The sequence below is a fragment of the Vibrio sp. KMM 9700 genome (assembly GCF_058545285.1).
Genome location: NZ_CM178590.1, coordinates 840,892 through 864,889, shown reverse-complemented (window position 1 = coordinate 864,889; position 23,998 = coordinate 840,892). Strand labels below are relative to the sequence as shown.

At 39.8% G+C, this 23,998-nt stretch carries 27 protein-coding genes and 2 pseudogenes; 3 read left to right on the top strand and 26 right to left on the bottom strand.

What is annotated here, in order from left to right; translation table 11 throughout:
* Positions 1-630: 630 nt before the first annotated feature.
* Positions 631-2,160: pseudogene (gene clcA / locus AC2VOY_RS15170) on the top strand (H(+)/Cl(-) exchange transporter ClcA); the annotation flags it as partial.
* 310 nt (positions 2,161-2,470) lie between these two features.
* Here clcA and AC2VOY_RS15165 read toward each other — a convergent pair.
* Positions 2,471-4,009 carry a GTPase family protein gene (locus AC2VOY_RS15165; protein ID WP_491833415.1) on the bottom strand — a complete coding sequence of 513 codons (1,539 nt, stop codon included), beginning with the start codon at positions 4,007-4,009 and terminating at the stop codon, positions 2,471-2,473.
* A 175-nt stretch (positions 4,010-4,184) separates the two neighbouring features.
* Here AC2VOY_RS15165 and AC2VOY_RS15160 point away from each other — a divergent pair, with 175 nt between their 5' ends.
* Together AC2VOY_RS15160 and AC2VOY_RS15155 are read left to right on the top strand one after the other, a co-directional pair.
* On the top strand, positions 4,185-5,606 hold the full coding sequence (locus tag AC2VOY_RS15160; protein ID WP_491833413.1) for a glycoside hydrolase family 1 protein: 1,422 nt from the start codon (positions 4,185-4,187) through the stop codon (positions 5,604-5,606).
* A 243-nt stretch (positions 5,607-5,849) separates the two neighbouring features.
* Positions 5,850-6,335, top strand: a complete 486-nt coding sequence (locus tag AC2VOY_RS15155) for a VOC family protein (RefSeq protein ID WP_491833411.1) — start codon at positions 5,850-5,852, stop codon at positions 6,333-6,335.
* A gap of 101 nt (positions 6,336-6,436) precedes the next feature.
* Here AC2VOY_RS15155 and tdh read toward each other — a convergent pair.
* The 25 genes and pseudogenes from tdh to AC2VOY_RS15030 all read right to left on the bottom strand — a co-directional run.
* Positions 6,437-6,595, bottom strand: a pseudogene (gene tdh, locus AC2VOY_RS15150) (L-threonine 3-dehydrogenase); the annotation flags it as partial.
* 279 nt (positions 6,596-6,874) lie between these two features.
* Positions 6,875-7,618, bottom strand: coding sequence for an immunoglobulin domain-containing protein (locus AC2VOY_RS15145; RefSeq protein WP_491833409.1), 744 nt, complete (start codon positions 7,616-7,618; stop codon positions 6,875-6,877).
* A gap of 9 nt (positions 7,619-7,627) precedes the next feature.
* A complete protein-coding gene (locus tag AC2VOY_RS15140; protein WP_491833407.1) occupies positions 7,628-7,987 on the bottom strand; it encodes a hypothetical protein in 360 nt (119 codons plus the stop codon).
* A 14-nt stretch (positions 7,988-8,001) separates the two neighbouring features.
* Positions 8,002-8,610 (bottom strand): hypothetical protein, encoded by a 609-nt coding sequence (locus AC2VOY_RS15135; protein ID WP_491833406.1) that lies wholly within the window; start codon positions 8,608-8,610, stop codon positions 8,002-8,004.
* 9 nt (positions 8,611-8,619) lie between these two features.
* On the bottom strand, positions 8,620-9,432 hold the full coding sequence (locus AC2VOY_RS15130; RefSeq protein WP_491833404.1) for a hypothetical protein: 813 nt from the start codon (positions 9,430-9,432) through the stop codon (positions 8,620-8,622).
* Positions 9,432-9,743, bottom strand: a complete 312-nt coding sequence (locus tag AC2VOY_RS15125) for a hypothetical protein (protein ID WP_491833403.1) — start codon at positions 9,741-9,743, stop codon at positions 9,432-9,434. The genes AC2VOY_RS15130 and AC2VOY_RS15125 overlap by 1 nt, the downstream gene beginning before the upstream one ends.
* 3 nt (positions 9,744-9,746) lie before the next feature.
* Positions 9,747-10,109, bottom strand: a complete 363-nt coding sequence (locus AC2VOY_RS15120) for a hypothetical protein (protein WP_491833401.1) — start codon at positions 10,107-10,109, stop codon at positions 9,747-9,749.
* A 26-nt stretch (positions 10,110-10,135) separates the two neighbouring features.
* On the bottom strand, positions 10,136-10,561 hold the full coding sequence (locus AC2VOY_RS15115; protein WP_491833400.1) for a hypothetical protein: 426 nt from the start codon (positions 10,559-10,561) through the stop codon (positions 10,136-10,138).
* 31 nt (positions 10,562-10,592) lie between these two features.
* Positions 10,593-10,910, bottom strand: coding sequence for a hypothetical protein (locus AC2VOY_RS15110; protein WP_491833399.1), 318 nt, complete (start codon positions 10,908-10,910; stop codon positions 10,593-10,595).
* A 15-nt stretch (positions 10,911-10,925) separates the two neighbouring features.
* Positions 10,926-11,513 carry a hypothetical protein gene (locus AC2VOY_RS15105; protein ID WP_491833398.1) on the bottom strand — a complete coding sequence of 196 codons (588 nt, stop codon included), beginning with the start codon at positions 11,511-11,513 and terminating at the stop codon, positions 10,926-10,928.
* Positions 11,514-11,519: 6 nt separating this feature from the next.
* Positions 11,520-12,785 carry a hypothetical protein gene (locus AC2VOY_RS15100; RefSeq protein WP_491833397.1) on the bottom strand — a complete coding sequence of 422 codons (1,266 nt, stop codon included), beginning with the start codon at positions 12,783-12,785 and terminating at the stop codon, positions 11,520-11,522.
* A gap of 162 nt (positions 12,786-12,947) precedes the next feature.
* Positions 12,948-13,310 (bottom strand): hypothetical protein, encoded by a 363-nt coding sequence (locus tag AC2VOY_RS15095; protein WP_491833396.1) that lies wholly within the window; start codon positions 13,308-13,310, stop codon positions 12,948-12,950.
* Entirely contained in the window at positions 13,307-13,747 is a 441-nt protein-coding gene (locus tag AC2VOY_RS15090; RefSeq protein WP_491833395.1) for a hypothetical protein, read from the bottom strand. The genes AC2VOY_RS15095 and AC2VOY_RS15090 overlap by 4 nt, the downstream gene beginning before the upstream one ends.
* On the bottom strand, positions 13,747-15,156 hold the full coding sequence (locus tag AC2VOY_RS15085) for a hypothetical protein (RefSeq protein ID WP_491833394.1): 1,410 nt from the start codon (positions 15,154-15,156) through the stop codon (positions 13,747-13,749). The genes AC2VOY_RS15090 and AC2VOY_RS15085 overlap by 1 nt, the downstream gene beginning before the upstream one ends.
* On the bottom strand, positions 15,149-15,559 hold the full coding sequence (locus AC2VOY_RS15080; RefSeq protein WP_491833393.1) for a hypothetical protein: 411 nt from the start codon (positions 15,557-15,559) through the stop codon (positions 15,149-15,151). Before AC2VOY_RS15080 ends, AC2VOY_RS15085 begins: the two co-directional genes overlap by 8 nt.
* Complete coding sequence (locus AC2VOY_RS15075) at positions 15,552-16,088, bottom strand: hypothetical protein (RefSeq protein ID WP_491833392.1); 537 nt, start codon at positions 16,086-16,088, stop codon at positions 15,552-15,554. Before AC2VOY_RS15075 ends, AC2VOY_RS15080 begins: the two co-directional genes overlap by 8 nt.
* Positions 16,088-16,387, bottom strand: coding sequence for a hypothetical protein (locus AC2VOY_RS15070; RefSeq protein ID WP_491833391.1), 300 nt, complete (start codon positions 16,385-16,387; stop codon positions 16,088-16,090). Before AC2VOY_RS15070 ends, AC2VOY_RS15075 begins: the two co-directional genes overlap by 1 nt.
* Positions 16,388-16,437: 50 nt before the next feature.
* Positions 16,438-17,352 (bottom strand): hypothetical protein, encoded by a 915-nt coding sequence (locus AC2VOY_RS15065; protein ID WP_491833390.1) that lies wholly within the window; start codon positions 17,350-17,352, stop codon positions 16,438-16,440.
* Positions 17,353-17,449: 97 nt separating this feature from the next.
* Positions 17,450-17,953 (bottom strand): hypothetical protein, encoded by a 504-nt coding sequence (locus AC2VOY_RS15060; protein ID WP_491833389.1) that lies wholly within the window; start codon positions 17,951-17,953, stop codon positions 17,450-17,452.
* A gap of 53 nt (positions 17,954-18,006) precedes the next feature.
* Complete coding sequence (locus AC2VOY_RS15055) at positions 18,007-18,912, bottom strand: hypothetical protein (protein WP_491833388.1); 906 nt, start codon at positions 18,910-18,912, stop codon at positions 18,007-18,009.
* Entirely contained in the window at positions 18,909-19,403 is a 495-nt protein-coding gene (locus tag AC2VOY_RS15050) for a hypothetical protein (RefSeq protein ID WP_491833387.1), read from the bottom strand. The genes AC2VOY_RS15055 and AC2VOY_RS15050 overlap by 4 nt, the downstream gene beginning before the upstream one ends.
* A 10-nt stretch (positions 19,404-19,413) precedes the next feature.
* Complete coding sequence (locus AC2VOY_RS15045; RefSeq protein WP_491833386.1) at positions 19,414-20,478, bottom strand: hypothetical protein; 1,065 nt, start codon at positions 20,476-20,478, stop codon at positions 19,414-19,416.
* Positions 20,478-21,917, bottom strand: a complete 1,440-nt coding sequence (locus AC2VOY_RS15040; RefSeq protein ID WP_491833385.1) for a phage terminase large subunit — start codon at positions 21,915-21,917, stop codon at positions 20,478-20,480. The genes AC2VOY_RS15045 and AC2VOY_RS15040 overlap by 1 nt, the downstream gene beginning before the upstream one ends.
* The gene (locus AC2VOY_RS15035) at positions 21,895-22,368 is read right to left on the bottom strand and encodes a hypothetical protein (protein ID WP_491833384.1); all 474 of its coding nucleotides are present in this window, start codon (positions 22,366-22,368) and stop codon (positions 21,895-21,897) included. The genes AC2VOY_RS15040 and AC2VOY_RS15035 overlap by 23 nt, the downstream gene beginning before the upstream one ends.
* A gap of 110 nt (positions 22,369-22,478) precedes the next feature.
* Complete coding sequence (locus AC2VOY_RS15030; protein ID WP_491833383.1) at positions 22,479-23,879, bottom strand: DNA methyltransferase; 1,401 nt, start codon at positions 23,877-23,879, stop codon at positions 22,479-22,481.
* Positions 23,880-23,998 lie beyond the last annotated feature (119 nt).

Sequence of the window (23,998 nt, the reverse complement as noted above, 5' to 3'; positions counted from 1 at the left end):
GACTAAGGCTTGCACCTTACGCCAAGGTTTAACTTCCAAATTGTATGTATGTCAACTTCGTATATGGAACAGTTGCTTATCTTTTGAAGTTAACGGCCATTTGATCCCAATAATCTTCAACAAGGTGCTTTCGCGACATATACATATCCATGGTTTAACGAGGATACATAGCTTATCAAAGGATTATTGCCCTGATAAAATGAAGTCTAACGATCTGCACTGATAGGTTCACTTAGACTTCGCTGGCTCCCTTTCGGGGATGTTCAAAAACATTCGTGTTCAAACTTAAAAGCTTTTCGTGTTCAAACCTTAAAAATTTGCAAGGTTATCAGAGATAGCTACTTTGATGCTTGCATAATGTGTACAAAAAACGTTTGCACTGTTTACGAAATAAAGCATATACCTCCTTTTCTTTTCTACTCATGACTCTTTACTTGTCTTTAATTCTAGCGCAGCATCACGCACTTGCAAGGGGTTTGTGTAATATTTAAACAAGGATGTGAATTTCATTTAATTTTTATGAAATTTTTTGATCTCATGCGCCTATTTTTGCGTCGAAGTTCGTGTAATATAAATAAAGACTCTTCATCATTGAATTTTTTTCGTTTTTGTTTCTCTAAGGTTATCATCATGCAGTCAAGCTCTGAGCCATCCGCAACACCTTCTTCCAAACAATTTGAAAACCAATCGACACAAAACACAACCGCAAATAGCGTACCAACAGAAGCATCAAAAGAGCCATCTACAGCGCCCAATGCTGACACCTCAGATCCTGAAAGTGAAGCCTCAAAACAGTCAGAACCTCTTAAATCTAAACGAAAAATTCCGTTACGTGGCCTACTTGTTTCACGTGACAAAACCCCTTACTCAGTTTTATTACTATCTGTTTTAGTCGGGCTTGGCGCAGGCTTTATCGGCACCTTTTTTGAAATTGGCGTACACTGGGTCACTGAAATCCGCACCGAATGGCTACGTGAAAAACTATCCTCGACATTACCACTTTGGTTAGCGGCTGTTGTCGTCAGCGCCGGCCTTGCTTTTATTGGGTATTACCTTGTGCATCGCTTCGCACCCGAAGCTGCAGGCTCAGGTATTCCTGAAATTGAAGGCGCGATGGATGATGTCCGCCCTGTTCGTTGGTGGCGCGTATTGCCAGTTAAGTTCTTTGGTGGACTTGGCGCACTCGGTTCAGGGATGGTACTTGGTCGCGAAGGACCAACGGTTCAAATGGGTGGTAATATTGGCCGCATGGTGAGTGATATTTTCAAACTCAAGGATGGAGACGGTCGCCATTCTTTACTTGCCTCTGGCGCAGCTGGCGGTCTTGCTGCGGCCTTTAATGCGCCACTTGCAGGGATTATGTTTGTGGTCGAGGAAATGCGTCCACACTTTCGCTATAACTTGATTTCGATTAAAGCTGTGATTATCTCCGCGATTACGGCTAATATCGTTTTTCGTAGCTTGCAAGGGCAAAGCGCGGTGATTACCATGCCGCAATATCAGCCGCCTGAACTGCATGTCTTGTGGTTGTTTCTTGTGCTCGGTTTACTCTTTGGCTGTTTTGGCGTTTTATTTAATAAACTCATTACCTTAACCCAAGATTTATTCGTCGCCATTCATAAAAATGATCGCAAACGTTACCTTATTCTTGGTACTTCAATTGGGGGCATGTTTGGCTTATTGTTGCTTTATATCCCTGAATTAACTGGCGGCGGGATTGAGATCATTCCACATGCTACAACCGGTGACTTTAGCATGAATATGCTACTGTTTTTATTTGTTGCACGTATCGTCACCACCTTGCTTTGCTTTGGCTCTGGCGCGCCGGGCGGCATTTTTGCACCTATGCTTGCGCTTGGCACTTTATTTGGCACCTTCTTTGGCCACTTTGCCATGTGGATAGATCCAAGCCTTAATATAGATCCTGGGATGTTTGCGATTGCAGGCATGGGCGCTTTATTTGCTGCGACCGTACGCGCACCGATTACCGGCATTTTACTGGTTATTGAAATGACCAATAACTATTACTTAATTTTACCTTTGATTATCACAAGCTTAGGCGCAACGATTACAGCGCAAATGCTTGGCGGACAACCTATTTATACGCAGCTTTTGCACCGTACGCTGAAAAAAGACAAATTACAGCAAACCGATGTGCCACTTGATCCGGCAAACCCACCTATTTCTTATCGCACTAGCCCACAACATCTCGATGAAGAGTTAGACACAAAAGAAGAAAAAGTAGACACAATGCAAACTGCCGCGCAAGAAAACTCACACCTAGCGCAAGACAATGCGCAGGCAAATCTAACAGCAGATAATTTGGACCCAGTGACACCTACCACTGATGGCCCAACGCCCCATACACCACCTGCTGACAGTGGCAAAAATTAAGCAACCAAAAACAGCGCATCATTATCTTTTATTGATGCGCTGTTTGCATTAGGTGGGCGTAAAAATCAGCTTATGCTTATTTCGCTCGGGTATCCAAGGCATGTTTAAAAATCACCTTACCGCTTTTAAATAAGCGTACAGCTTGCCCAGAAAGACTTTTTTGGTTTTGATAAGCTTGGTACTGTTGGCGGTTTAATTGGACTTGTTTCGCCGCATCTAAATGCTTACCAATCAGACTTTCTAGCTTGTCTAAATCAACTTTATCTTTTTCGGTTAACGACATTGAGATAATCACATCAATACCAAGCAAGTCTTGGTTATAGGTAACAGCACCGTCAACATGTTCCGGGGCAAGCAAATCGATTTGATTTAAAATGCCCAATATTTGCGGACGCTGTTTATGTTTATTTTCTGCTTGGGCAAAATAGTTATCTAACGCATCTTTTAGCGCTTTATCTTGGGCTCGCGCACTTTGATTGGCCTTCAGTACCCAAAGAATAAGATCTGCTTGAAAAATCGAATTTAAATACGCTTTGTCAGCTAAATTCGCTTGCTCTAAACCAGCCATGTCTAAAAGGTAAAGATCTTGTCCTTCTGCCAGATGATATTGATAAGTCTTGGCGTGCGATGTCGCCGGTAGAATATCAACTTCTGCCGCAATTTCTTGTTTTAAATAATTCACCAACGATGATTTACCGGCGCTGATTTGCCCAACAATGGCAATACGAATCGGTTCGAGTTTTGGCGCTAAGTTCGCTTTATCTTGCTGATGAATGTTGCTCGTTTGAACCTGAGTGGGTCTCACTACAAAACGGCCTGAATAGAGGTCAATACTTAAGCTGGCGACTTCTTGTAACAAGGCTTTTTTAAGATTGAATTGAATTTTATCAAGCATATCTTGCGTGAGTTCATCCACAAACTTACCGCGAATTTCTCCGACAAGCGCTGATACAGGGTTAGTTAAGCGTAATAAGCGGTAAAGTAAGACTGCATTTTTAGCAAGATTGACACTTTTTTCACCGTGCTTTTGGGCAAATAAATAGCTTGCCTTGATTTGTGACACAGTCACATACTCAGCGCCAGGCAAATAGGTTTCAAGCATCCCGCGATATCTATAACTCACTTCTTCGACAAACGCTAAGCCTTCTAACAAACTGAATTCAAAGGATTGTTTAGAATAATGCATTGAGGCTGTTTCAATTAATTTTAAACTGTGCGCTTCTAAGTCTTTCCACTCACTTGCATGGCTTAAGTCTTGGTTGATCTGTTGCACAAGCGCGTGCCACACCTGTCTGTCCTTTTGATTCCAATCTTTATCTGGCTTGACTAAGGTCTGCTCAGCAAGAGCTTTAATATCATCATCTGCTTTGATATCACTTTCAAGCACTTGCAGCGAACGTTCAGCTTGCCCCCTCAACCAATAAAAGATTGCGAATAAACATAAACTTAAGCCTGCACTCAAGCATGCAAATTCAATGGCATAATCAAAATAAAATAAAGCATAGAAGCCAAAGGCTAAAACTAGGCTAAATGGGATACAAATGATAAATAACGCAAGTGCAAACAAAAGTTTAGAGCTTCTTGCGAGTTGATAAAACTTAGCAAATAAAAACATAGCACCTCTATTTAGAGTCCGACTGAATACTCAGTGTAAAGCTTAATCAAGTGAAACCCAAGATGAATTAATTTTGTGATCTAGGCATAAAAATCTAGGGAAAGGCTTGGCAATGTCCAAAAAACTAGGTATTGTAATTTTAAAACCATATAGTTTTATACTTAAGGAACACGCAATGGCATTTCAAAAAGATTTTCTTTGGGGTAGCGCAACCGCTGCATATCAGATCGAAGGTGCAGCAAGTTTAGATGGCAAAGGCCCATCGATTTGGGATACCTATTCAAATATTCCAGGCAATACATTCAAAAATACCACGGGTGAAGTGGCGATTGATTTCTATCATAAGTATGAAGAAGATATTGAGTTAATGGCAGAAATGGGCCTACAAGCTTATCGTTTTTCTGTATCTTGGCCACGTATTATGCCAGATGGCCGCACCATCAACCCAGAAGGCATTGCATTTTATCATCGTATGATCGACAAGTTAATTGCGCACAATATTGAGCCAATTTTAACTATGTACCACTGGGATCTACCGCAAACTCTGCAAGATGAATATGCCGGCTGGGAAGGTCGCCAGATTATTGAAGACTTTACCAATTATGCAAAAGTTTTATTCGAAGAGTTTGGCTCAAAAGTTCGCTATTGGGTGAGCTTAAATGAGCAAAATATCTTTACTGGTCTTGGTTATGTTCAAAAGATTCACCCGCCAAAAGTTTCTGATTATCAACGCTTTTTAAATGCAAACCATATTGCAAGCCTTGCGAATGCGAGCGCTATTAAGCTATTTAAAGAAATGCAAATCGATGGCAAAATCGGCGCTAGTTTTGCCTATTCGCCAACCTATGCAAAATCTGAAAAGCCAGAAGATGTGTTAGCGATGGAAAATGCGCAAGAGATTGACAACTTCTTATGGATGGATGTCTATGCCTTTGGTAAATATCCAAAAATTGCAGTCAAATTGCTTGAAAACCTTGGTCTTTCTATCCCATTTGAAAATGGGGATGCTGAGCTATTAAAAGCTGGCACCTGTGACTTTATGGGCGTGAACTATTATCAGTCTGCAACTTACGCGGATCCAAATGCAGTACGTGAAGAAGCTAAAGCTGGCAAAGCGGCTGACGTTTCGGTTGTTTCTGATGTGACGAACATTCCAACAGATAAACTCTTCGCTCGCGCTGACAACGACTATGTGAAACTAACGGATTGGAACTGGGCAATTGACCCGGATGGTCTGCGCGTGTCACTACGTCGCATTACTTCACGTTATAATTTGCCAATCCTTATCAGTGAAAATGGCCTTGGCGCTTTTGATACCTTAACGGAAGATGGCAAAGTGCATGATGATTATCGTATCGATTATCTCAAGGCGCACATTCAGGCAATTGACGCTGCCATTGAAGAAGGTTGTGAAGTGATCTCTTACTGTACTTGGTCATGCCAAGACTTGTTTAGCTGGTTAAACGGCTATGCAAAACGTTACGGCTTTATTTATGTTGACCGTGATGAAGAAAGTGAAAAAGAGCTCAAACGCTATAAGAAAGACAGCTTCTATTGGTATAAAAAAGTGATTGAATCGAACGGTAGCGAGCTGTAACCCTCTTCTCTCCCCACACAATAATATCGTTAATGGCTTGTTATGCGAAATGCTGCAAGCCATTTTTTATACATTGTTTCTCGCTGATTTTGATATACAACAATATTTAAAGCCTAATCGCCAAAAATGTATAACAAATAATTATCAATTTCATAAAAACTAATAATTTTCATTAACAACATCCTCCCCCTATACTCTCCTCATCGCAACAAAACACACCAACACGATAATGGAGAACAACCAATGAAAATGAATCACCTTGGTATCATGGTTCCTGACATGGACAAAGCAATTGAATTTTATACCCAAGCTCTTGGCCTTGAAGTCATCATGAATAAAACGCCAGTAATGGAAGAACGTGAAAGTGCGATTGGTCGCATGTGTATTGCAGTGTTCGGTGAAGGCTTTAAAGGTTTTAATATCGCGCACCTTGTGACAACCGATGGGATTGGCTTTGAACTTTTTGAAATGAAAGACAAGCAAGACCGCCACAATGTTGACTTCTCACGTATTGGTTTATTCCATTTTTGTTTAGAATCCAATGACTTTGAAGGCACAATTGAGCGCGTTACTAAGTTTGGAGGCAAAGCGCGTATGGATATTATGCGTTATCACCCTGAAGATGACAGCCGTCCATACAAAATGGTTTATCTTGAAGACCCGTTTGGTAATTTGTTTGAGCTTTATTCTCACCCCTATGCGCAAACTTACTCTTCCGAGTATGAGTAAGTAGTTAGGCTCGTTAAAACTAGCTTAGTCTTATAAATAAAAAATCCCCTTCAGCCGGTAGAATGCTGAAGGGGATTTATCAATTTATAAACCTAGGAGACTTATTTTGTCCAATCCAAGATAACTTTCCCTGAAGCCCCGCTACACATGGTGTCAAAGCCTTTTTGGAAGTCATCAATATCGAAGTGATGAGTGATAATTGGCGTCAGATCTAGGCCAGATTGAATCAGGCTTGCCATCTTATACCAAGTTTCGAACAAGTTTAGTAAGATAGCCTTTAAACCTTATTAAAACAATAACTTAAAAATAATGCTAAATATTTTAGGGCATATTTAGGGCTAAATAAACAAGAAACCACACAAATGACTGTTTTTAAGTTGTCATCTGTGTGATTTTTTATCCTCTAAAGCGAAATCCTCTACCACCTTATCAAATACTCCCTTTCCATAGAGAGTGACGTTGTCACTTAAGGTTGCATGGCTATACTGAAATATCTTATAAGGAAGGTATATAAAAATTCATCATTAGCTAATAAGCACCTAATCATCTTCCCATTTGAAAGCATATGTTAAATTAATGTCACTAAGATTAAATCCTGTCATCTCATCAGAACGAAACTCAATATTCTGACTACTACTTTTACTAAGCGTACCATGAATGCTAGTGACACCAGAACTTAAAGCTGTTTTAAAAACAATAGTGCCGGAACTGAGGTTATTGAAAGTATTACTTTCATCCCAAATCTTCATCTTAAAGTATTTAGAACTATCCGATGAATTTTCATCGCCATTATAGAACTCGCTAAAGTTTGTTGTTGGATAACTTGATCCTCCAAGAATAAGCTCGCCAGAAACAGAACCCGTACTTACCGATTTATTATATCCCAAGTATCCGGATGAACTATGTCCTACGACGACTGAACACGGATAAGATGTTTCCGTTATTACATTTACTTTACTGCTATCCGTGCTGCCACCAAAACCGCTTACTCGGCAAAAATATGAAACTGTTCCCTCTGTGCTTGTCGTAAATGTATAAGTTGCTGATGTTGCGCCCTCAATAGCAGTATCATTTTTAAACCATTGATAGGATAGAGATGAGCCAAAGCCGTTAGCAACAACCGTCAGGGAAACAGATACACCTTCTTCATATGTGCCACCCGTAGGTTGTGTAGTTATCACCGGTTTGCCTGCGACCTTTGTTCCATCTAAGTTAACCTCGGTGATATTTACCCCATCAAGGGTAATTCTCATAATATTCTGGTTATCTAATCCAAAACTCATGTTCAGCCCTTAAGAAGTGAATAGGTTTAAAGTTGTGCCGTCAATTGTGTATCGAAAGCCACCAAAGCCAGATCCCGCATCAGCACTATTTACCGCGGGTGGTATATCTGTCGCATCTAAACTTGGAGTCTGTGCTAGCAACTGGCTTAGGTAACCTCGTTTTGTTCCTGTTGCATGTTCAAGAATAACTTGAGGATTATCCCCTATCTCATCATCTGAAATAGCGGGCAAATCTGCGATAGCTACTGAACCCGTTGGATCTGATTTTGTTGAACGGACTAATAGTTGTTTTGTAATAGATAAGTCCATAGTCAAAGCAGTAATTTTTTGTTCAAGTTCTTCGATTTGTTGTGTTATCTCTTCGTTCATAAGCTCACCTATTTTTACTCTGGAATCTCTGTTGTTGCGACGACACCTAAACCATCATTAGTCGTCAACCATTTATCATCTTGTGTTTTCAACATATATATCGTTTGGCCAAACCGTATATCTAAATATGTTCCTGATGGGTTAGCTAAGATCTGCAATACTTTATTTAATTGGTTAATAGTAAAAGCTGAATTGGACTGCGTTGCAATTAACCCTAGATTAGTATTAGTGGCGATCCATAGGCCGCTGTCAGTCACAATCTTTGCATCAGTTTGTTCAAGGTTTGCAATATTAATATTGAGATGCCTTGGTTTTGGCGTTTTATAATCAATCTCAACTCCAGGGCCTAAAATTTGCTTAATCAAAAAGGTATATGAGTCATATACCCCTGCTTGGCTCATGGCTGTTAATATCACGATGTAGTTTTCAGCAAAGAAGTCACGATCAATATTGGTCATTACAGGAAAAGTGCCGTTATCATAAAGCACGTAGCCAAAAATTTTTGAACCAATAACCTCTTGGTTCATTTTTACCAATTCATTGAGCGTCGACTCTTGCTTAGCCGTTAATGTAATCCCGTAAAACAGTTGGCTCATATCATCATTTTTAAATAACTCACTCATAGATGATTCCTATATGAAAATGATATTTGCTACATCAAGTGTTGGGATAAATTTGATGTTATACGGTGATTCATAAGGTGAAGTTTCCCATGTCACACCATCATCGATAGAGTATTCAGTTATTATTTCAGATGCATATGGTGCATCACGGTTAATTTCAAAATACTTTTCAGGCTCAACATCCATCCCGATCCAATAAAATTCATCCCAATTCGCCATAAACTTATTTAATACTTCTTCGGGTGTATCTGTCGCAGCCGTTGAATTCCTTGATACCTTCATCGTAATTTTGAAGATCATGTTTTGTTCAGTCTGTGCGACCCAACGGTAGGTTTCAATTCCACCTTCACTCAATACGATTGGTTGTTCAATATCACCAACCATATAGGTACTTGCGACAACACACGTACTTTCCATATACGAGGCAATTTGAAAGTTAAGATCATCATTAGGCGTATAATCAATAGCGACATGCATTTTCCCGGCATTTTCTTCTGTCATTTCTTGTACTGATGATCGTAAGCCAAAATTATCGCGTAGCCCTGCTATCAGAGCATTTGGAGTGGTTGTGGGGTTTGATATTTTTAGGTTGGTTGTTTGTATGAACTCCGACATCTGAATAAATGTCTCTGCGATTATATTATCGGCATACATATCAACCTGTACGGCAGGGTAATACACTTTATACTCATCACTTGCTAAAAAGGTGTTGTAAGCAATTTGATTGTATTCCGCACTAGAATTAACAAAGGCGCTATAATAGCGCCCCATATGTGTATCAAAATCTTCGGGGATCACCCCTTTTTCACTATCCCATTTCATTAACTAAATCCACCATACATACTTTGTAATGATTGAGAGCCTTGGACACCGGCCAAGGTGTAATCTAGCTTTAATGTAAAATTATCCACCGATACAGCACTATTTAAAACAATAATAGCTTTTTTAACTGATTCATCGATGATCCAAGTATTAAAAGCATCAGCACTAAAGTTAACGCTCGGCATTTGCCAGTATGAAAAATCAAACCCTATACCTGGGGCATAATATAAACTGGCCGCTTGTGTCTTAAATTCATTTTCAAACCGAGCAACACTTCGTGCCTTGCCAAGATAGCCTGTCAATGACCCCATTATTCACCTCAATTTTAAGTCACTTAAGTCTTGTTTAATTGATTCGAGCTCTGACTTTGCATCAGGTGCTAATATTTCTGCAGTGCCCACAGCGGGAGAACCAGAACCACCACTAACAGCGGTTATCACTGTTTTACCTGCTATATCTATTGCTTGTTCAGCTATACCTATCGCCTTATCAATGATGATCTGGGCATCAAGTTGAGTGTTGGTTAAATACACCGAGAAATCATCACCCATAAGCAAAAAGCCATCACTATCTTCTTGCCCTGCTGATACGTTGATCACATCTGTTGGTTTAAATGTCTGATCATCAATATCAACCTCAATTTGAGCATCTCGAATTCTTGCTTTTAGCAGTTCCATAGCAACTCTCATATTAAAGATTAAATCTAAGTTCCATCCGTATTAGTAACCGCAACAGACAAGGCACCTTTGAATATACGCTCCCTTAGATCATAATCGCCGTCTATCGCAACTATTTTTGAATCCCCTAATGGATAATGAAGTTGCGGCAAATGATTGGCCACATAGCGATATTGTGCCGTTGCCTCAATCGTACGTACCGGCAAACTAACAATATCCTCAATCTTGATAAACTCTCCCGAATACACATTTAGCGTATAGCCCAATTCTTCTAGAAAATCTGTCGGGTTTAAAATTGCTCTTGTCCTAGGCTGCAAGGTATCAAGAAAGACTGCACCTTCTATCATTTGCTTTGGCACATTTTCATAACTTGCAAAGGTATAACCATCGATAGTTGGCTTCATTGCCGCCAAACCAGATACATACCAATGAGGCCTTTCCCAATAATCCATAGAAAATAAGTAACCCGCTTGAGTTGTGGCCCTAACTCTCATTACGTATCCCTAACAGCGCATAGCCATCTGATTGTTTTTTTGCCGCGAGACTTCCATCTGCTTTGATATAAAAGTTTCCGTTTTCATAAAGAGGTAGGAAAGCATCACGAAACCAAAATGCTATTTGAAATGAATTAAAATTAGGAACTTCAACTTCATTTATGATCATAAGAGTAATATCCTCGCCATCTACGGTATATTCATCAACGATCTGAGGAATATTCCTTGCGACTAGATCATCGACAGCACCAACGTTAAACCAAGTGAAATCATTCTGAGTTAATCCCAGTAAGTCCAAAGCGTTCATATTATTCGATTTATCCTAGGTAATGATATTGACTGTATTATCCCAAACTTCAGCTGCCTTTTTAGATATCGTATGAAAACGTGTAAAAAATTGCTTATCACCCCGTTGAAGTTCAATTGAAATCACTTGCTCACTAGAGTCAATCTTGGTGGCCTTTGTCATATTAAGCATGACACCGCCAATCACAACGACTTCTGGGCTAAAAAAGCAAACCCTTGGTAAAGCATCATCTTGTGAAAATAAATAGTTACCAATGCCCATCAAGACATTCACAAAATCGGAACTACTGCTTTTTAAGGTAATGGTCACTGAATTAACATTACCCTTTAAAACAGGTGTCCCCTTAACCATATCAACACTTTTTAATACACTTTGCTTATACCCATCAGGGATCATCCCGATTAAATCGCCTATTAGTGGAACAGGGATCGGATTGCCTTTACTCAGATTTTGGCTCTTTTCAATCAAGGTTTGCATCTTCACTAGATCTTCTGCACTAGGGCTTCCTTCTGCGTTAATACGATATAACTCTTCTTGTTCATCGGCAGTTAGCAGTTCATCCAGATAAAACAGAAATATAGGTGGTGCTTTTTCAGAAATCATACGTCCTCACTTCAATGGCCCAGTATCATTTCGGGTTTTGTTATCTTGCGCATGTTTTTCAACTTGCTCTGCCATCAACGAAGATGTTGGACCTAAAAGAGTTCCTTCTTTAGCTCTTCTGTCATAGTAATCACCAAAACTTTCTCCTTTTTTCCTATCAGGAAAATCGAATATAGAAATAAGCTTAATCCATTTTTCAAAATAACTTTCAAGATGCTCCTTATCATCATAAGCATGCTCGCTAGCCTTACTCAATTCATCCCATTGCTTCGATTTAGTATCAAAAAAAGTCGATGCCGATGTATACACCGTCGCGCCCGTAGTAATTTCAGCTTTTTCAATGCCATCAGCAATTAGTTGCCCTTCAACTTTTATATGTAGGTTCTTTAAGTTTGCTTCTTGAACACTATTTGTTGAGTTTTCAGAGGTCACAATATCTTTCGCGTTATTTCGTTGAGCAACACCCTTTATATGCTGTTCATATAGTTTGGCGTCATTCGCAAATAACGATTTCATTTGATCTTCTGAAACATTCAGAGCTTTTGCTAATCCATCTATATCGACCTGCCGACCTGCCATTGAGTTAACGATATTTTGAAAGTTAAGCTCTTTACCTTTGGCCAATAAGTCTTGAATCGGGCTCATAAACTTGGATGCTTTCAATGCATCATCATCACCAAAGACATCATTCATACGTTGAGCTGCATCTTCTGGCTTAAGTTGTGATGTTGAACCAATAAAATCTAGAAAAGCTTTATCAATCCCGTTTTGCTTAGCATCATCTTGAAAGTTGGCCATTTCAGGTTTTTCTAATGCACCAACAAAACCAGATATAAGCCCCCTCATATCTGATTGATCAAGACCAGAACCGATACCAGCTTCCATTAGGGCTGCATATTTACCGCGATCAATTCCTAGCGCATCCGCATCACTATTAATATCGCGATTTTGTTCATAACGTTCACGGGCTAAGGCTGCTGTTCCCGTTGGGTCATCAAAAACCTTAGTTGCGGCATCCCAAGCAATCTCACCTAACTTCATTGTGACATTAGCGGCTAAATTACCAACCATTGATGCACTCGCATCTTTTAGCCACCCTCCCAACTTGCTGAACGTTGATTTACCTGAACGACCAATATCATTCCAAGCTTTATCAAATTCCATTGCCATTTGTTGTGCCGATCGCCTGGCAACATCATCCATTTTTTGCATTTCTTGCCGGGCTTTGTTTTCATCGATACGGGGGGCTAAAATAAATTCAGAACTTGCCATTATTTATTGCCTCTTCATAACTTTTGATATTGGTATGGGCTTTTTTCAAAATCAATGCGATTAAGGTACTGCCATCGATTTCAGGGTTTCGCTCAATTAACTCAGCCGCAAAGCTATCACCAGAAAAGCGGTATTCTGATAATTTATCGAGTTCTTGATAACTTAAAAAAAAAGCCCTGCATCCTTTTCAGCGGCGCAGCGCAACAAGGACTCGATAACCATTTCTCCAATTTCTTTTAGATCAAAATTATCAATAGAAGCTGCATCTATTGACATCCCATGCTTAGTTTCATGGATAGCAAGTAAAGCCATCATGTCTGTTGTATCTATTCGCACCACGCTCATTAATTCGATAATAATTTTGCGCTTAGTTTCTATGTCGGCTTGACTAAAATATGCTTGGCATTCTTCTACGGTCGAAAAACCAAGCGTTCTAAAAGTCATCGCCCTATGTAAATGAAAAATAAAGCCCACATAGGCACTATAAGCATTCCAAGAGCGGGCACCTTTAAACTTTGTGATCATGAGGCCACCGCCTTAAATTCATCTTTAAAGTTTTTAGGCGCTGTTTGAATCACCAAAGTTACATCTAGAGTGGATTCACTTTCATTAGCCGTACCATTACGCGGATCACTCTTTAAAATGCTCTGCTTTGTGGTCAGTGTTCGCCCATTCTTCTTACTATAAGAAGTAAAACTAAAGCGCCCACCCGATTCAAAAATCTTAGTGTATAGTTCTAAATGCTCCTTGCTGACATTGCGAAGCTTTACATTCGTTTCAATAGGTTGCGTTAATGCTGAAGAAACAACTTCACCATCACCATACCCCTGCGGATCACAAAACATTTGAACCACTTTGGGATTGTTGCGCCCTAATTCCACAACTGAGATATAGCTATATTCCACATCATCATAATTAACAGTTGTTTCCATTTCGCCAATGGTAAATGCACTGGTAGTCATTATTGAGCCTCCTTCACTGAGATTTGAGCACGCCAGATTGGATCTGCAATTTTGATTTCAGCTTCACCATCGACAAAATACATATCATCACTTTTTAAGATGTTGATGTAATTGTCCTTATCAGAGTCAAGGTAAAAATATGGGTATTGCTCATATTTCTCAATCACGCTCATAGCCGCTTCTTCGATATTAATGCGCTGTACAGCAGTATCATTTGGTTCGTTCACTTGAATATATGAAGTGATCGCTTGTTGGGTCTCCAACTGAATCAATTTATTAAGATAGGTTTTAGTAATAGCTTCATTTCCACAGCCAAAGAAACCTAGTGTTGGCCCCTCATTACCATTTAAATAAAACGAGATTCTCTTTTCAAACAGTGAGTCAGCCTCACCTAACGTTGATACGGTACTCGTTGGATTATCCCCGCTAAGCACATAATATTGATTGTTTCGCCAATAGACTTGCGTTAGAAAATACCCAAACTGCTCATAAGCACCAGCATATGAATCTCCGGCATCATAGAACACAACATCCGTCTGGCTTAAATCTGCCGCTGTTTCTTGATCACTTGTTGCGTAAACAGTGACGCCTTTAAAGTCTGCAAACTTAATAGCTTGCGCATCCTCTAAAGACGTATCTTTAGAATGACATAACGTAAAGTAATTCGTAGGGTCAAAGTCAATAACGGCATCATCATCGGGATCCACTGAATCAGCTTTGATTAGTAAATAAACCGTATTTAATCCACCAACCATGAAGAATGGCACTTCTGTATTATCGGTATAATTGCCGAAGTCAGTTTCTTCATAAATTGGGATGACCTTGTATTCACTAGGATCAGTAAAAACAGACTCACCTATAGCTTCTTTGAATTGAGGTTGAACCGAATTTCGCTTAACTTTGACTGCTGTAGACTTTGATTCTTTAATAATACTTGGTGCTACTTTTTTACTTTTTGAAGCCGTATTAGCTGCTTGAGGCTCGACGCGTGTGACCGTTAAATCCGCGCTAGTTAACTCAGTACCATTTGCAGAGCAAGTGACAGTGACCGTCCCACCTGCATTTTGATCAAACCCTTCCAGAACCTCAATCGTTGCAATTGAACCATCAGTTTCATTATCCCAAATAAGACTCAAACCTCCCGTAGCATCACCGGTTAACAACCATTCGTAATGAACATGAAATTCAGTCTCAGGAACAATAGTTGCAGTTGCCGTGATGATAGTGCCAACATCAGCATCTGTAGATAATGAAGTCGTATCTAGTGCAACAGAACCACTTTCAATAGGTACGGAGTAATTCCCTTTAACTAAAACCAAACAATTACTTAAAAAACTGTAATCAACTTTTGAGGCTGATTGTGCTTCCGTAATGGAAACAGCATAATCAAAAACTAATGTGTTACTCATAATCTACCCACTTGAAATATTTGATTTTTTCTCGCGTCTTGTCGTGCTCGATTTCACACGCAAAATAGAAATCCTTTGATACTGATAATATGCCTTGGGTTCGCCAATCACTTTCGGCTTCATTACTAACCGCCGTGAGCGACTTATTGTCTGAACTTCTTTTCATGTACTTATCAAACTTACTGCCAAGTACACCAAACACTGGCTTATCTCGCCCTGACGCAGCTAATGTAAGCCGGACAGTGCCAAAAAAACGGATGTGAGATTCAGAAAAGTATTGCTCGCGGATGTTTAAGTACTCTACATACACCATGTCGGCGCCTTCATGCATTTCACCGGCCCAATCAACCGCTTTCATGCCAAAAATATTCATGATTTCTTTATGCAGTTCTTTTCTAAACATATTGAGCCTTTATTGATGTGAAAAACGTGCCGGTATCCACCATAGGCCAATCAAATCGTTTCCCGCCAACTCGATGACCGTTATATCCGATTCCGCCTTGGATCGTCGCGCGCGCGTTGCTACCAAAATCTTTACGCATTATCGGGTTACGAATTAGGGCCCGAGCAGCACTCTCTATACGCCTAATTTGCTCCGGCGATTGCTCCCCAGTATTAAATAGCTTGATCAGTTCATTGGTTACACGCACTACATCTTGATTAGCAAAATTATGCTCAGCCTTTGAGAAAACACCGTAACGACCATCAAGATATTCAGCTAATTTAGAAACTTTTAAATTAGTCTTCCCTTGGTTACCTCTCATCACACGTGAAGCTTGTTTGCCTTGGAATGATTTCAATGTCGCGTTGTGATCTGCTAACTTAACCGTTTTATATTTGTCTAGGATCCCAATGCGAATATGATGCTGATTAAAGGCTTTCATCTCTTTTTCTAAATCAGTGAAATCTAATTCGATATCTAGCGTAAACATTAAGAAAGCCCTCCACCTATCACCAAAATCCGAGCAGATTTAATGACCGGTTGCTTATCTGTTAACGAACAATCATTTGCATCAGCCAACATACGTAGTCGAGTTAATGTATATTTTAAGTTGCTATCTTTAGACACTCGCTCAAGTAGAACGGATTGAGCCAACCTATAACAATCACAATCAGACTCTGGTGTAACACCAAGAGCATTAGCGAAATCAATTTCATCTTGTGTCATGCTGTCAGAGTCTGATTGCCTTAATATCGTATCTGTTTTGTTTTGCGCATCCTCTGAGATCATAAATGCTCCGCTTAAAACAAAGGGAGCGCATGGCTCCCTGTTCGTTAGGATTAGCTACGTTGTGCCGATTTAATTGCACGTGATGTTGGTGTTGACACCATTTGATAGACATAGGCGCCTTTGGCCTCAATTTCATTAGATGCCGACTCATAGGTGAATAACGTCTTCATATACATGCCGTGATCGCCTTCTTCTTTACTATAAATACCTGGCAAAGAAGCATGATGATTCGTAATTGCAGGTCGGTATGCTAATGAAATATGCTGGCCCGCTTGGATATGCATCGGCACTTCTTTTAAAACCATGCCGCTGTAAGCTGATTGAATTTCATTACGACCGGTTGTAATTGACGAGCCACTAATCGCAATAGGTTTACGAATCAAGGCTGCGACATCACTTGAATAACTCATAGTGATATTAGGGTAATCAGCTTCAGTAATACCTAAGATACCCATTTCTTGATATAGGGATTCAATGATTGTAAAGACATCTGCGATCGATGAAATTTCAAAAACCGTTGAATCAAGTTGAATAGATTTGTCATTATTAAACATGCCCGCATTGCCGTACTTACCATGAAAGTGCTCATAGTCATACTGCATCAACATACGGTTCAAAATACCGGCATTGATATTCACATCACTCACGTCTTGTAAGTTAGATAATGAAAACTCAATATGTGATGGTTGACGTTGGTAGTTAAATTCAACCGATTTGGCGTGAGCTTGAGCTAGTTCAGTCGTTGCCGGTGTTAATGCTTCCGCAAACTTTTGCTCTGGAAAATCACCAGCAACATCATAACCAATATGAATCACCGACCCTTGACGTAGCTTACCATCAGAATAGTTTTGCTCATTCGCAGCAAGACTAGCTGTATAAGGGTTATATGTGATTTTATTGCTTCCCATCACTTGGGTGTTATAGCGACGCTCGACTTTAGATTTGCAAACTAAATTAGTACGCATTAGGTATTCCTTATCATTCGGATATTAAAAAAGGGCTTGCCGTTTATTTCGACAAAGCCCTTTTGATATCAATTGTTATTTGGTTTCAGTATGTTTTTTATTTTTTAGGCGCCGTTGATTTAACTGTCGCTGATTGTGTTGCTGTAGCCACTGTAGCGGTTGGAACAACCCCACCATATAAATTAACTAATGCACATTGATGAACTCGATCACCGTTTTCATCAATACCATTAACACCCACATCAGCAATATCACCATTAATTGCAGTTGAACCATCAGCCCCCGCTTCCACAATTTCACCGGTTGCATTATCTACCGCAAAGCCACCACCAACGGTTAAACTTGCGCCGTCTTTTACACGTAAACAAATCGCTTCGCCTGTCTTAATCACACCCGTTACTTTGGCAACCTGATCAATATCACTCACAGAAAATCCACCAAACGAACTGCCATCAAATAATTTAACAACGGGATGTCCCGAGTTCGCATCTGAAATTGAAACAGCGACGCCTGCCACCAATGAACCATCGAATTGACGAGGTAAAACCACATCACTATTCCCACGTAAACGCGGGCTACCTAAAGGAAATTCACGAGACATATTTCACCTTTTTATAAATTTTTAACGAAAAAAAAGCGGCTAATGCCGCATAATTATTGAACTTGTGCTTGATTGCCTGTTTGTTGGCCTGTCTTAAACCGAGCTTCATAGTTCGCAATAACTTCCTCACCTCGCCCAAGCTGTGGTGCTCCGTCATCAGTTTCATCTAGCTTAGATTTATTAAAGACAGCACGATTCACAATTGGCCAAGCAATACCACGATCAATCTCATGTGACTTGAGGCCATCTTTGAGAATGTGCTCTTTCACAGCCAGTCGATCTTTCTCTTCTAATAAATCAAGCATGGATTCATCTTTAAAAAATGCCTTAGATGTCGCTGCAGCTAGGCCTTGAGCTCGCTCAATATCAGTCTTAGCCCATTTATCAATATCTTCTTTTACTTCTTTAGGGTCGAACCAATCTGGCAATAAATCCGCATGATCTTCGATGAATTTATCCCAACTCAAAACATATTTGATAGCATCAGACATTTCAGCATTCGATGACTCTTGTTCCCCCTTCTTCTTCGATTTGCTCTGCATACGAGAAATAATGTCTTCGTTATCATCATTTTCGTTCATTGAAGCCTTACCTAAAAGCTCGGCTAGCTTTTCTAAATCTGATTTTTCGCTTGGCTGCCCCTGAAGTAACTGGATTAATTGAGTTAAATCTGTATTAACTTGCTTTGGCGCCTGGGATTGACCTGCTAATAACTGCATCAACTGCTGTACTTCATTGCCCCCTTGTTGTGGCTGTTGAAGCCCTAAAAGCTGTTGCATCGGCTGAAGGTTTAACGAACCTTGTTGTTGACCGGTTACCCCGCTTAACAGTGTAATTAGTTGCTGTGTTGGATCTTGCTGTTGTTGATTGCCTAATAAAGCCATTAATGGGTTCTGCTGATTATTCTGTTGAGTTGTCAATTGCTGTAATTGTGTTAACAACATTAAAAGCTGATTCATACGGATTTACCTCGTTTGATTTTATTAATAATAGGTTGAGCATATTTCTGTCCACCTACAAATTTCATCCCACATTGGCAGTTATACTCAACCCCAAGCCCTAATTGCTCAGCTTGTTTAATTGTCATACGTTGCCCGTAATGGAGTGCATGTGTAGCTCGTTCTTCTTCAGCTGAAGAAGGTTGCCATTCGATAATGATTTCATCGGCATGCTCAGAGTTAGCAAGTGTTTTAGTAATCTCACTACTTAAGGTGCCAACCATCGTATTTCTAACATTTGCGGCAAAATCTATGTTGGCTTTATTTTTTGATTTCTCTAGTCGCTTGATCGTCATATAAGCGTTAGATTTTGCTTCGGTAAGAATTGAATATTTGTTAATAAGCTTTAATTGCTCTCGATGCATCCCCCCTTGCTCGTTATAAATACGGTCAAAATCAATATTGAACCAATCCAATAATTTTTGAGACATCGAATATGGGTATAAGTACATAGGCCACTACCTAATCAGTCACACCTAGTTCAGCTATTGGCATAACTGAATCCATGATTTTTCGTTTCTCTTCGTCGCTATACAGTGACGTCATTTCAAGTGAGTTCATAAAGTTAGATAGTTCTGTCAGCTGTTCTGTATCAGGCTTAATTTCAAAGTCAGCACCAAACACTGACTCAAAAACCCCCCTTAATATCTGATTGAAATCGAAAGTAGATGCCTGCCGATTCTGCTTTCTATCGCCTTCGCCGCTAGTATTTAACCCACCAGCAAGCTGACCATTCACAAATGACATTGGCCGACCCGTAACATTACAGATCAATGAATATGCGTATTCCAATTGCTCTTTGGTTGGCTTCATATCTACTGTTGGCATCTCAAGCGAAGATTCAGAGTCTAAATAAGCACCTTTGCTTTCTTTCAATGCGGTATTGATTTGATTTACTTGAGTTTCGACAGCTAACAACACTTCGCGGTCAGAAATTAAATCACTCAAGTCATTTATTTTTAATACGACTGCACCGCCAATACGAATAAGTTTTGCCGCACTAACAATAGCGTCAAACACCATGCCAAAATACGCTTCAAGTAATTCGGTACGATAAAACTCCTCGAAATCTAAAATCACTAGATCGAGTTGATTTTGTTTAATGAGCTCCGTTGAATTGGTTATTTCCTCAAAATAGAACGCATTATGCCGGCCTTTAAAAACTCGTTTTCTTAAGGTGATTTTTGTTTCTTCAGCCATTGCCTCAATAACGTAATGCATTAAGCCGCGTAGCAATGCCGGCGAATGCGTGTCATATAGTGTTTTTGAAAAATCTGAAGTACCAATTTCATCCGGTATCGACACAATATCGAGCGTAATGTACATACAACGTGCGTATAGTTCTCGAATAGCAATATCAACATATCTCGACTTTGCTACGCTAAATGGGTCGAATTCAGTAATGATAGGTAAAAGGCGAGGATCCTTTGCGCGTAGATAATTATAATACGCCTCAAAATCTTGCTTTTTATCTGGCTTCGACTCAGAGTTACCCGTTTTATGGTCTGGGTCATCATATAAGCCCATTAGTGACGTCCTCTAATTTTGATTTTATCTGATACGATACCGGCGCGAATTGCTGCGTTGGTCAATGAATCTGGCGCATCATCAAATTCAGCTTCTTTATTAAACTTCAAGCAGTGAGTGACCCACGTTTGATTTGACCAGTTCTCAACAAAGCGTAAATTCATTAACCCTAAAAAAGCACCCACTCTAAAAATGCGATCATGCTTATCACCCAATGTTGTTCTCGGGATAGCATCAATGCCACGAATAGCAAAGTAGTCCTGTGGGGCTGTTCCAACCCCATTATCTTCGTAATACATCTCTATATATGGAAATTGGTGTATCTTTTCAGCGATATCATCGATCGCAGCATTCCAAGACTGATGAAAACAATACCCCCAGGCGAATACGTAACCCTTGGTTTGAGCAATAAAGGTTAATGCCGTGTAGTCACCCCCTTTATATGAAGGGTCAAGAAATACAGTGCAAGGTGGCGCGATATCCGCTACGCCGGCGGTGATAACTGGCGTATCCATAAACGGATAACCAGAAATTTTAGGACTCGGCTCACCTAACCATACGTGTGCATAGTAAACCTCGCCTTTTTCAGATTTAGCTTGCTCTAAAAGCTGCGGATCTTGGTAGCGCTTAGGCAAATCGAAAATATTGATATGCTCTATGCGTGCGCTATTTACAAACGTTCGAACCTTTGTAATAACCGGATCTTCTGCAAAATTAGGATTCATCGCGAAAAAGAACCGAGCTTCGGTTAAATCAACTTCTTCTTCACCAAAAGCCAAGCGTAATAGTCTTTCATACTCAGGCGTAAATGATACTTGGCCAGAGCGATTCACCGTTGGAAATAACACATTTAATGAATCTTCAGAGGCATCTTGTGCTTCGTCCATAAAGATCATTCGGATTTTATGTTTACCCTTGATTTTATTGACTTGGCTAAATGCTGTTTTACCACCCGTTGCTCGTAACCCAGTAAATGCAAATTCAACATTGGTTAGCTTGTTGATAACTTTGTTATTCGTGATTTTAAAATACGTCTCTAGCCCTGCCTGTTTAACCAAATCAGTCACGACCGAGAAGACAGAGTCTTCAATTGATGTCTGGATCTCACGCAAAATAAGAAAAAGTGAATCTCGATACTTTTCTTCAAATGATTGCTCCAACATGTAACAAATAATCGCAAATGTTTTGCCAGAGCCTCGCCCACCCTTTAATAGAATGTACTTAGCTCCTTCATCACCAAATAGCTTTCTATAAATCGGAGGAATACTAAATTTTTGCTTTGTCTCCACCAACATTTTTTTCGAAAACGCTTTGATCATCTTGCGTAAATGCAAAGCCTCATGCTTACTGTTACGTTTTATCAACTGCGAAATTAAACTATCAACATCAACGGTGCTTAGCATTTTGATAACATCATCAGGTTTTAGATTCTGGTTCATCACAACCCTCGGTAAATGCCATTAGCATATTGCCTAAATCTGCCGCTAAGTCATTAATTGGAACATCATCTAGATCATCAACATCACTCGCATTTTTACGTTCATAATTAAAAGTGCCGGCTTCATGAGCCTTTAACATGAATTTAAAATGAGCAGGGTTCTCTTTACGCGTTGTAATAGTTGTTTTAACCCCTTTCTTGTCGATAACCTGCATTTCTTTAAAGCCAAGCATCATGGCTTCATGAGCCTTTTCTTTATACAGCTCAAACCGGTAATCCATCGCTTCGTTATGTAACTGCGCGAACTTACGATCATCACGTTTATAATCCATAACGGAGGCATATGAGTACCCTGCGGCCTCGGCAGCCTTCTTAATCGTTGCCCCCTGCCTTATTGCATCAAAATATGCACTATCTCTTTTATGGCTCCTTTTAGAAGGTCTACCGGCCATATCACACCAACAGGTATGCGCTAAAACTACATACCCCCTCATACCTGTTATGAAAATTATGAAAATAGACAAATAAAAAAGCCCTAAAGGGTTAAACCTAAAGGGCTTGATTAATCTTCGGTCATTTCGTCTTCTATGTGTATTTCAACATCACCGCATTCTTTTGCAGCTATTTTGGGATCACCTTTTACAAAAACGAGTATGTTTTGATGCGTTTTTCCTAACTTACGACTATTTGAAAATGCCTTACCCGCTCTGATAGGTAATGAACCCACTACATTCACCAATATTGCTTCATTGTAATACGTAAATCCCGCATCAATGAATGCCTGAATAGTGTCCGACACAAAATTCAGGTATCCCCCTTTTTTACTTCTTACTTCACCCACAATAAACACTGCGAAACGGTTGTTATTTAAAAGGTTATAGCAGCTTTTTATTATTTTCCGGTAAGCGTTGAGAAAACCTTGATAATCCATATTGGATAGATCCTTAGGGTGATCACTGTATTTTTCTAAATCTGCATAAGGTGGGCAGGAGAAAATCATATCTGCGGGCCTTTGAATCAGTGCCTCAAGCTCAACGCTATCGCCAATAGTCCAATTGGGTATAGGATCTGTACATATCGCTTTGGCTTGAGCTCGGTTCGCTTCAATTTGCTCAGTCCGTAAATCATTCCCTGTGTATTGCCGTTGGACCTTAGAAGCGACCACACCTCGAACAGAACCACCGGCAAATGGATCAACTATATGGCCCCCTTGCGGGCAAAACCACTCGTAACATATCTCAGTTAATACAGGATCAAAGATACTCGTTGTCGATAACTGGGATAACGTACAATACTTTTCTTTGTATTCATCAATCGTCAGTTTTCGCCCTAACTTTTCTTCAATGTTATTTTTTTCAGTATATTGATTCGATGTTAATGACTTAATACTAAGATCATCATTACGGCCTACCTCACTTCGTATACCAAGTTCCAGCCAAGCTCTCTTCCTATCTTGCCACCAACCGGATCTAGAGTTAAATACACTGAACGGAGAAATCATAAATTGCTCTGTTAAGGAACCAATACTAGCTTTGGATTCACTAGGCATTTGCTCTTCATTAGCGATAATATCAAGAAAGTCATCATCGAAACCTAGCAGGTCAATATCAAAGTCTGCTTCATTTAAAAACTCAATTTCCATAGCAAGCAAGTCTTCATCCCAACCCGCATTAAGGGCCAATTGGTTATCGGCGAGCACATAGGCTTTCTTTTGTACCGTAGTTAACCCTTTGAGAATATAAACTGGGACCCGTTCTATATTTAAACGTTGGGCGGCTAGTAATCGCCCATGCCCAGCAATTATCCCATTATCCTCATCTATGAGAATTGGGTTAGTAAAGCCAAACTCTTTGATTGATGCAGCAATCTGCTTAATTTGTTGTTCTGAATGTGTTCTTGCATTGTTGATGTAAGGAATAAGTGTTGAGATATTTTTTACATCGAATTGGTGCTTACTTTCCATAGTCCACCTCTTTCAATCCTTAGAAATTAGTTTTTATTTACTATTGTCTCCATGGATAATTGCACACTTGCTTTTATCCAAAATTGACCTATGTCCGACCCCTTTTTCACAAGTTGGAC

Excerpts from the sequence above, each read along its gene's own strand:
- AC2VOY_RS15165 (WP_491833415.1), bottom strand. The coding sequence starts at position 4,009 with ATGTTTTTATTTGCTAAGTTTTATCAACTCGCAAGAAGCTCTAAACTT.
- AC2VOY_RS15160 (WP_491833413.1), top strand. The coding sequence starts at position 4,185 with ATGGCATTTCAAAAAGATTTTCTTTGGGGTAGCGCAACCGCTGCATAT.
- AC2VOY_RS15155 (WP_491833411.1), top strand. The coding sequence starts at position 5,850 with ATGAAAATGAATCACCTTGGTATCATGGTTCCTGACATGGACAAAGCA.
- AC2VOY_RS15145 (WP_491833409.1), bottom strand. The coding sequence starts at position 7,618 with ATGAGTTTTGGATTAGATAACCAGAATATTATGAGAATTACCCTTGAT.
- AC2VOY_RS15140 (WP_491833407.1), bottom strand. The coding sequence starts at position 7,987 with ATGAACGAAGAGATAACACAACAAATCGAAGAACTTGAACAAAAAATT.
- AC2VOY_RS15135 (WP_491833406.1), bottom strand. The coding sequence starts at position 8,610 with ATGAGTGAGTTATTTAAAAATGATGATATGAGCCAACTGTTTTACGGG.
- AC2VOY_RS15130 (WP_491833404.1), bottom strand. The coding sequence starts at position 9,432 with ATGAAATGGGATAGTGAAAAAGGGGTGATCCCCGAAGATTTTGATACA.
- AC2VOY_RS15125 (WP_491833403.1), bottom strand. The coding sequence starts at position 9,743 with ATGGGGTCATTGACAGGCTATCTTGGCAAGGCACGAAGTGTTGCTCGG.
- AC2VOY_RS15120 (WP_491833401.1), bottom strand. The coding sequence starts at position 10,109 with ATGGAACTGCTAAAAGCAAGAATTCGAGATGCTCAAATTGAGGTTGAT.
- AC2VOY_RS15115 (WP_491833400.1), bottom strand. The coding sequence starts at position 10,561 with ATGGATTATTGGGAAAGGCCTCATTGGTATGTATCTGGTTTGGCGGCA.
- AC2VOY_RS15110 (WP_491833399.1), bottom strand. The coding sequence starts at position 10,910 with ATGAACGCTTTGGACTTACTGGGATTAACTCAGAATGATTTCACTTGG.
- AC2VOY_RS15105 (WP_491833398.1), bottom strand. The coding sequence starts at position 11,513 with ATGATTTCTGAAAAAGCACCACCTATATTTCTGTTTTATCTGGATGAA.
- AC2VOY_RS15100 (WP_491833397.1), bottom strand. The coding sequence starts at position 12,785 with ATGGCAAGTTCTGAATTTATTTTAGCCCCCCGTATCGATGAAAACAAA.
- AC2VOY_RS15095 (WP_491833396.1), bottom strand. The coding sequence starts at position 13,310 with ATGATCACAAAGTTTAAAGGTGCCCGCTCTTGGAATGCTTATAGTGCC.
- AC2VOY_RS15090 (WP_491833395.1), bottom strand. The coding sequence starts at position 13,747 with ATGACTACCAGTGCATTTACCATTGGCGAAATGGAAACAACTGTTAAT.
- AC2VOY_RS15085 (WP_491833394.1), bottom strand. The coding sequence starts at position 15,156 with ATGAGTAACACATTAGTTTTTGATTATGCTGTTTCCATTACGGAAGCA.
- AC2VOY_RS15080 (WP_491833393.1), bottom strand. The coding sequence starts at position 15,559 with ATGTTTAGAAAAGAACTGCATAAAGAAATCATGAATATTTTTGGCATG.
- AC2VOY_RS15075 (WP_491833392.1), bottom strand. The coding sequence starts at position 16,088 with ATGTTTACGCTAGATATCGAATTAGATTTCACTGATTTAGAAAAAGAG.
- AC2VOY_RS15070 (WP_491833391.1), bottom strand. The coding sequence starts at position 16,387 with ATGATCTCAGAGGATGCGCAAAACAAAACAGATACGATATTAAGGCAA.
- AC2VOY_RS15065 (WP_491833390.1), bottom strand. The coding sequence starts at position 17,352 with ATGCGTACTAATTTAGTTTGCAAATCTAAAGTCGAGCGTCGCTATAAC.
- AC2VOY_RS15060 (WP_491833389.1), bottom strand. The coding sequence starts at position 17,953 with ATGTCTCGTGAATTTCCTTTAGGTAGCCCGCGTTTACGTGGGAATAGT.
- AC2VOY_RS15055 (WP_491833388.1), bottom strand. The coding sequence starts at position 18,912 with ATGAATCAGCTTTTAATGTTGTTAACACAATTACAGCAATTGACAACT.
- AC2VOY_RS15050 (WP_491833387.1), bottom strand. The coding sequence starts at position 19,403 with ATGTACTTATACCCATATTCGATGTCTCAAAAATTATTGGATTGGTTC.
- AC2VOY_RS15045 (WP_491833386.1), bottom strand. The coding sequence starts at position 20,478 with ATGGGCTTATATGATGACCCAGACCATAAAACGGGTAACTCTGAGTCG.
- AC2VOY_RS15040 (WP_491833385.1), bottom strand. The coding sequence starts at position 21,917 with ATGAACCAGAATCTAAAACCTGATGATGTTATCAAAATGCTAAGCACC.
- AC2VOY_RS15035 (WP_491833384.1), bottom strand. The coding sequence starts at position 22,368 with ATGGCCGGTAGACCTTCTAAAAGGAGCCATAAAAGAGATAGTGCATAT.
- AC2VOY_RS15030 (WP_491833383.1), bottom strand. The coding sequence starts at position 23,879 with ATGGAAAGTAAGCACCAATTCGATGTAAAAAATATCTCAACACTTATT.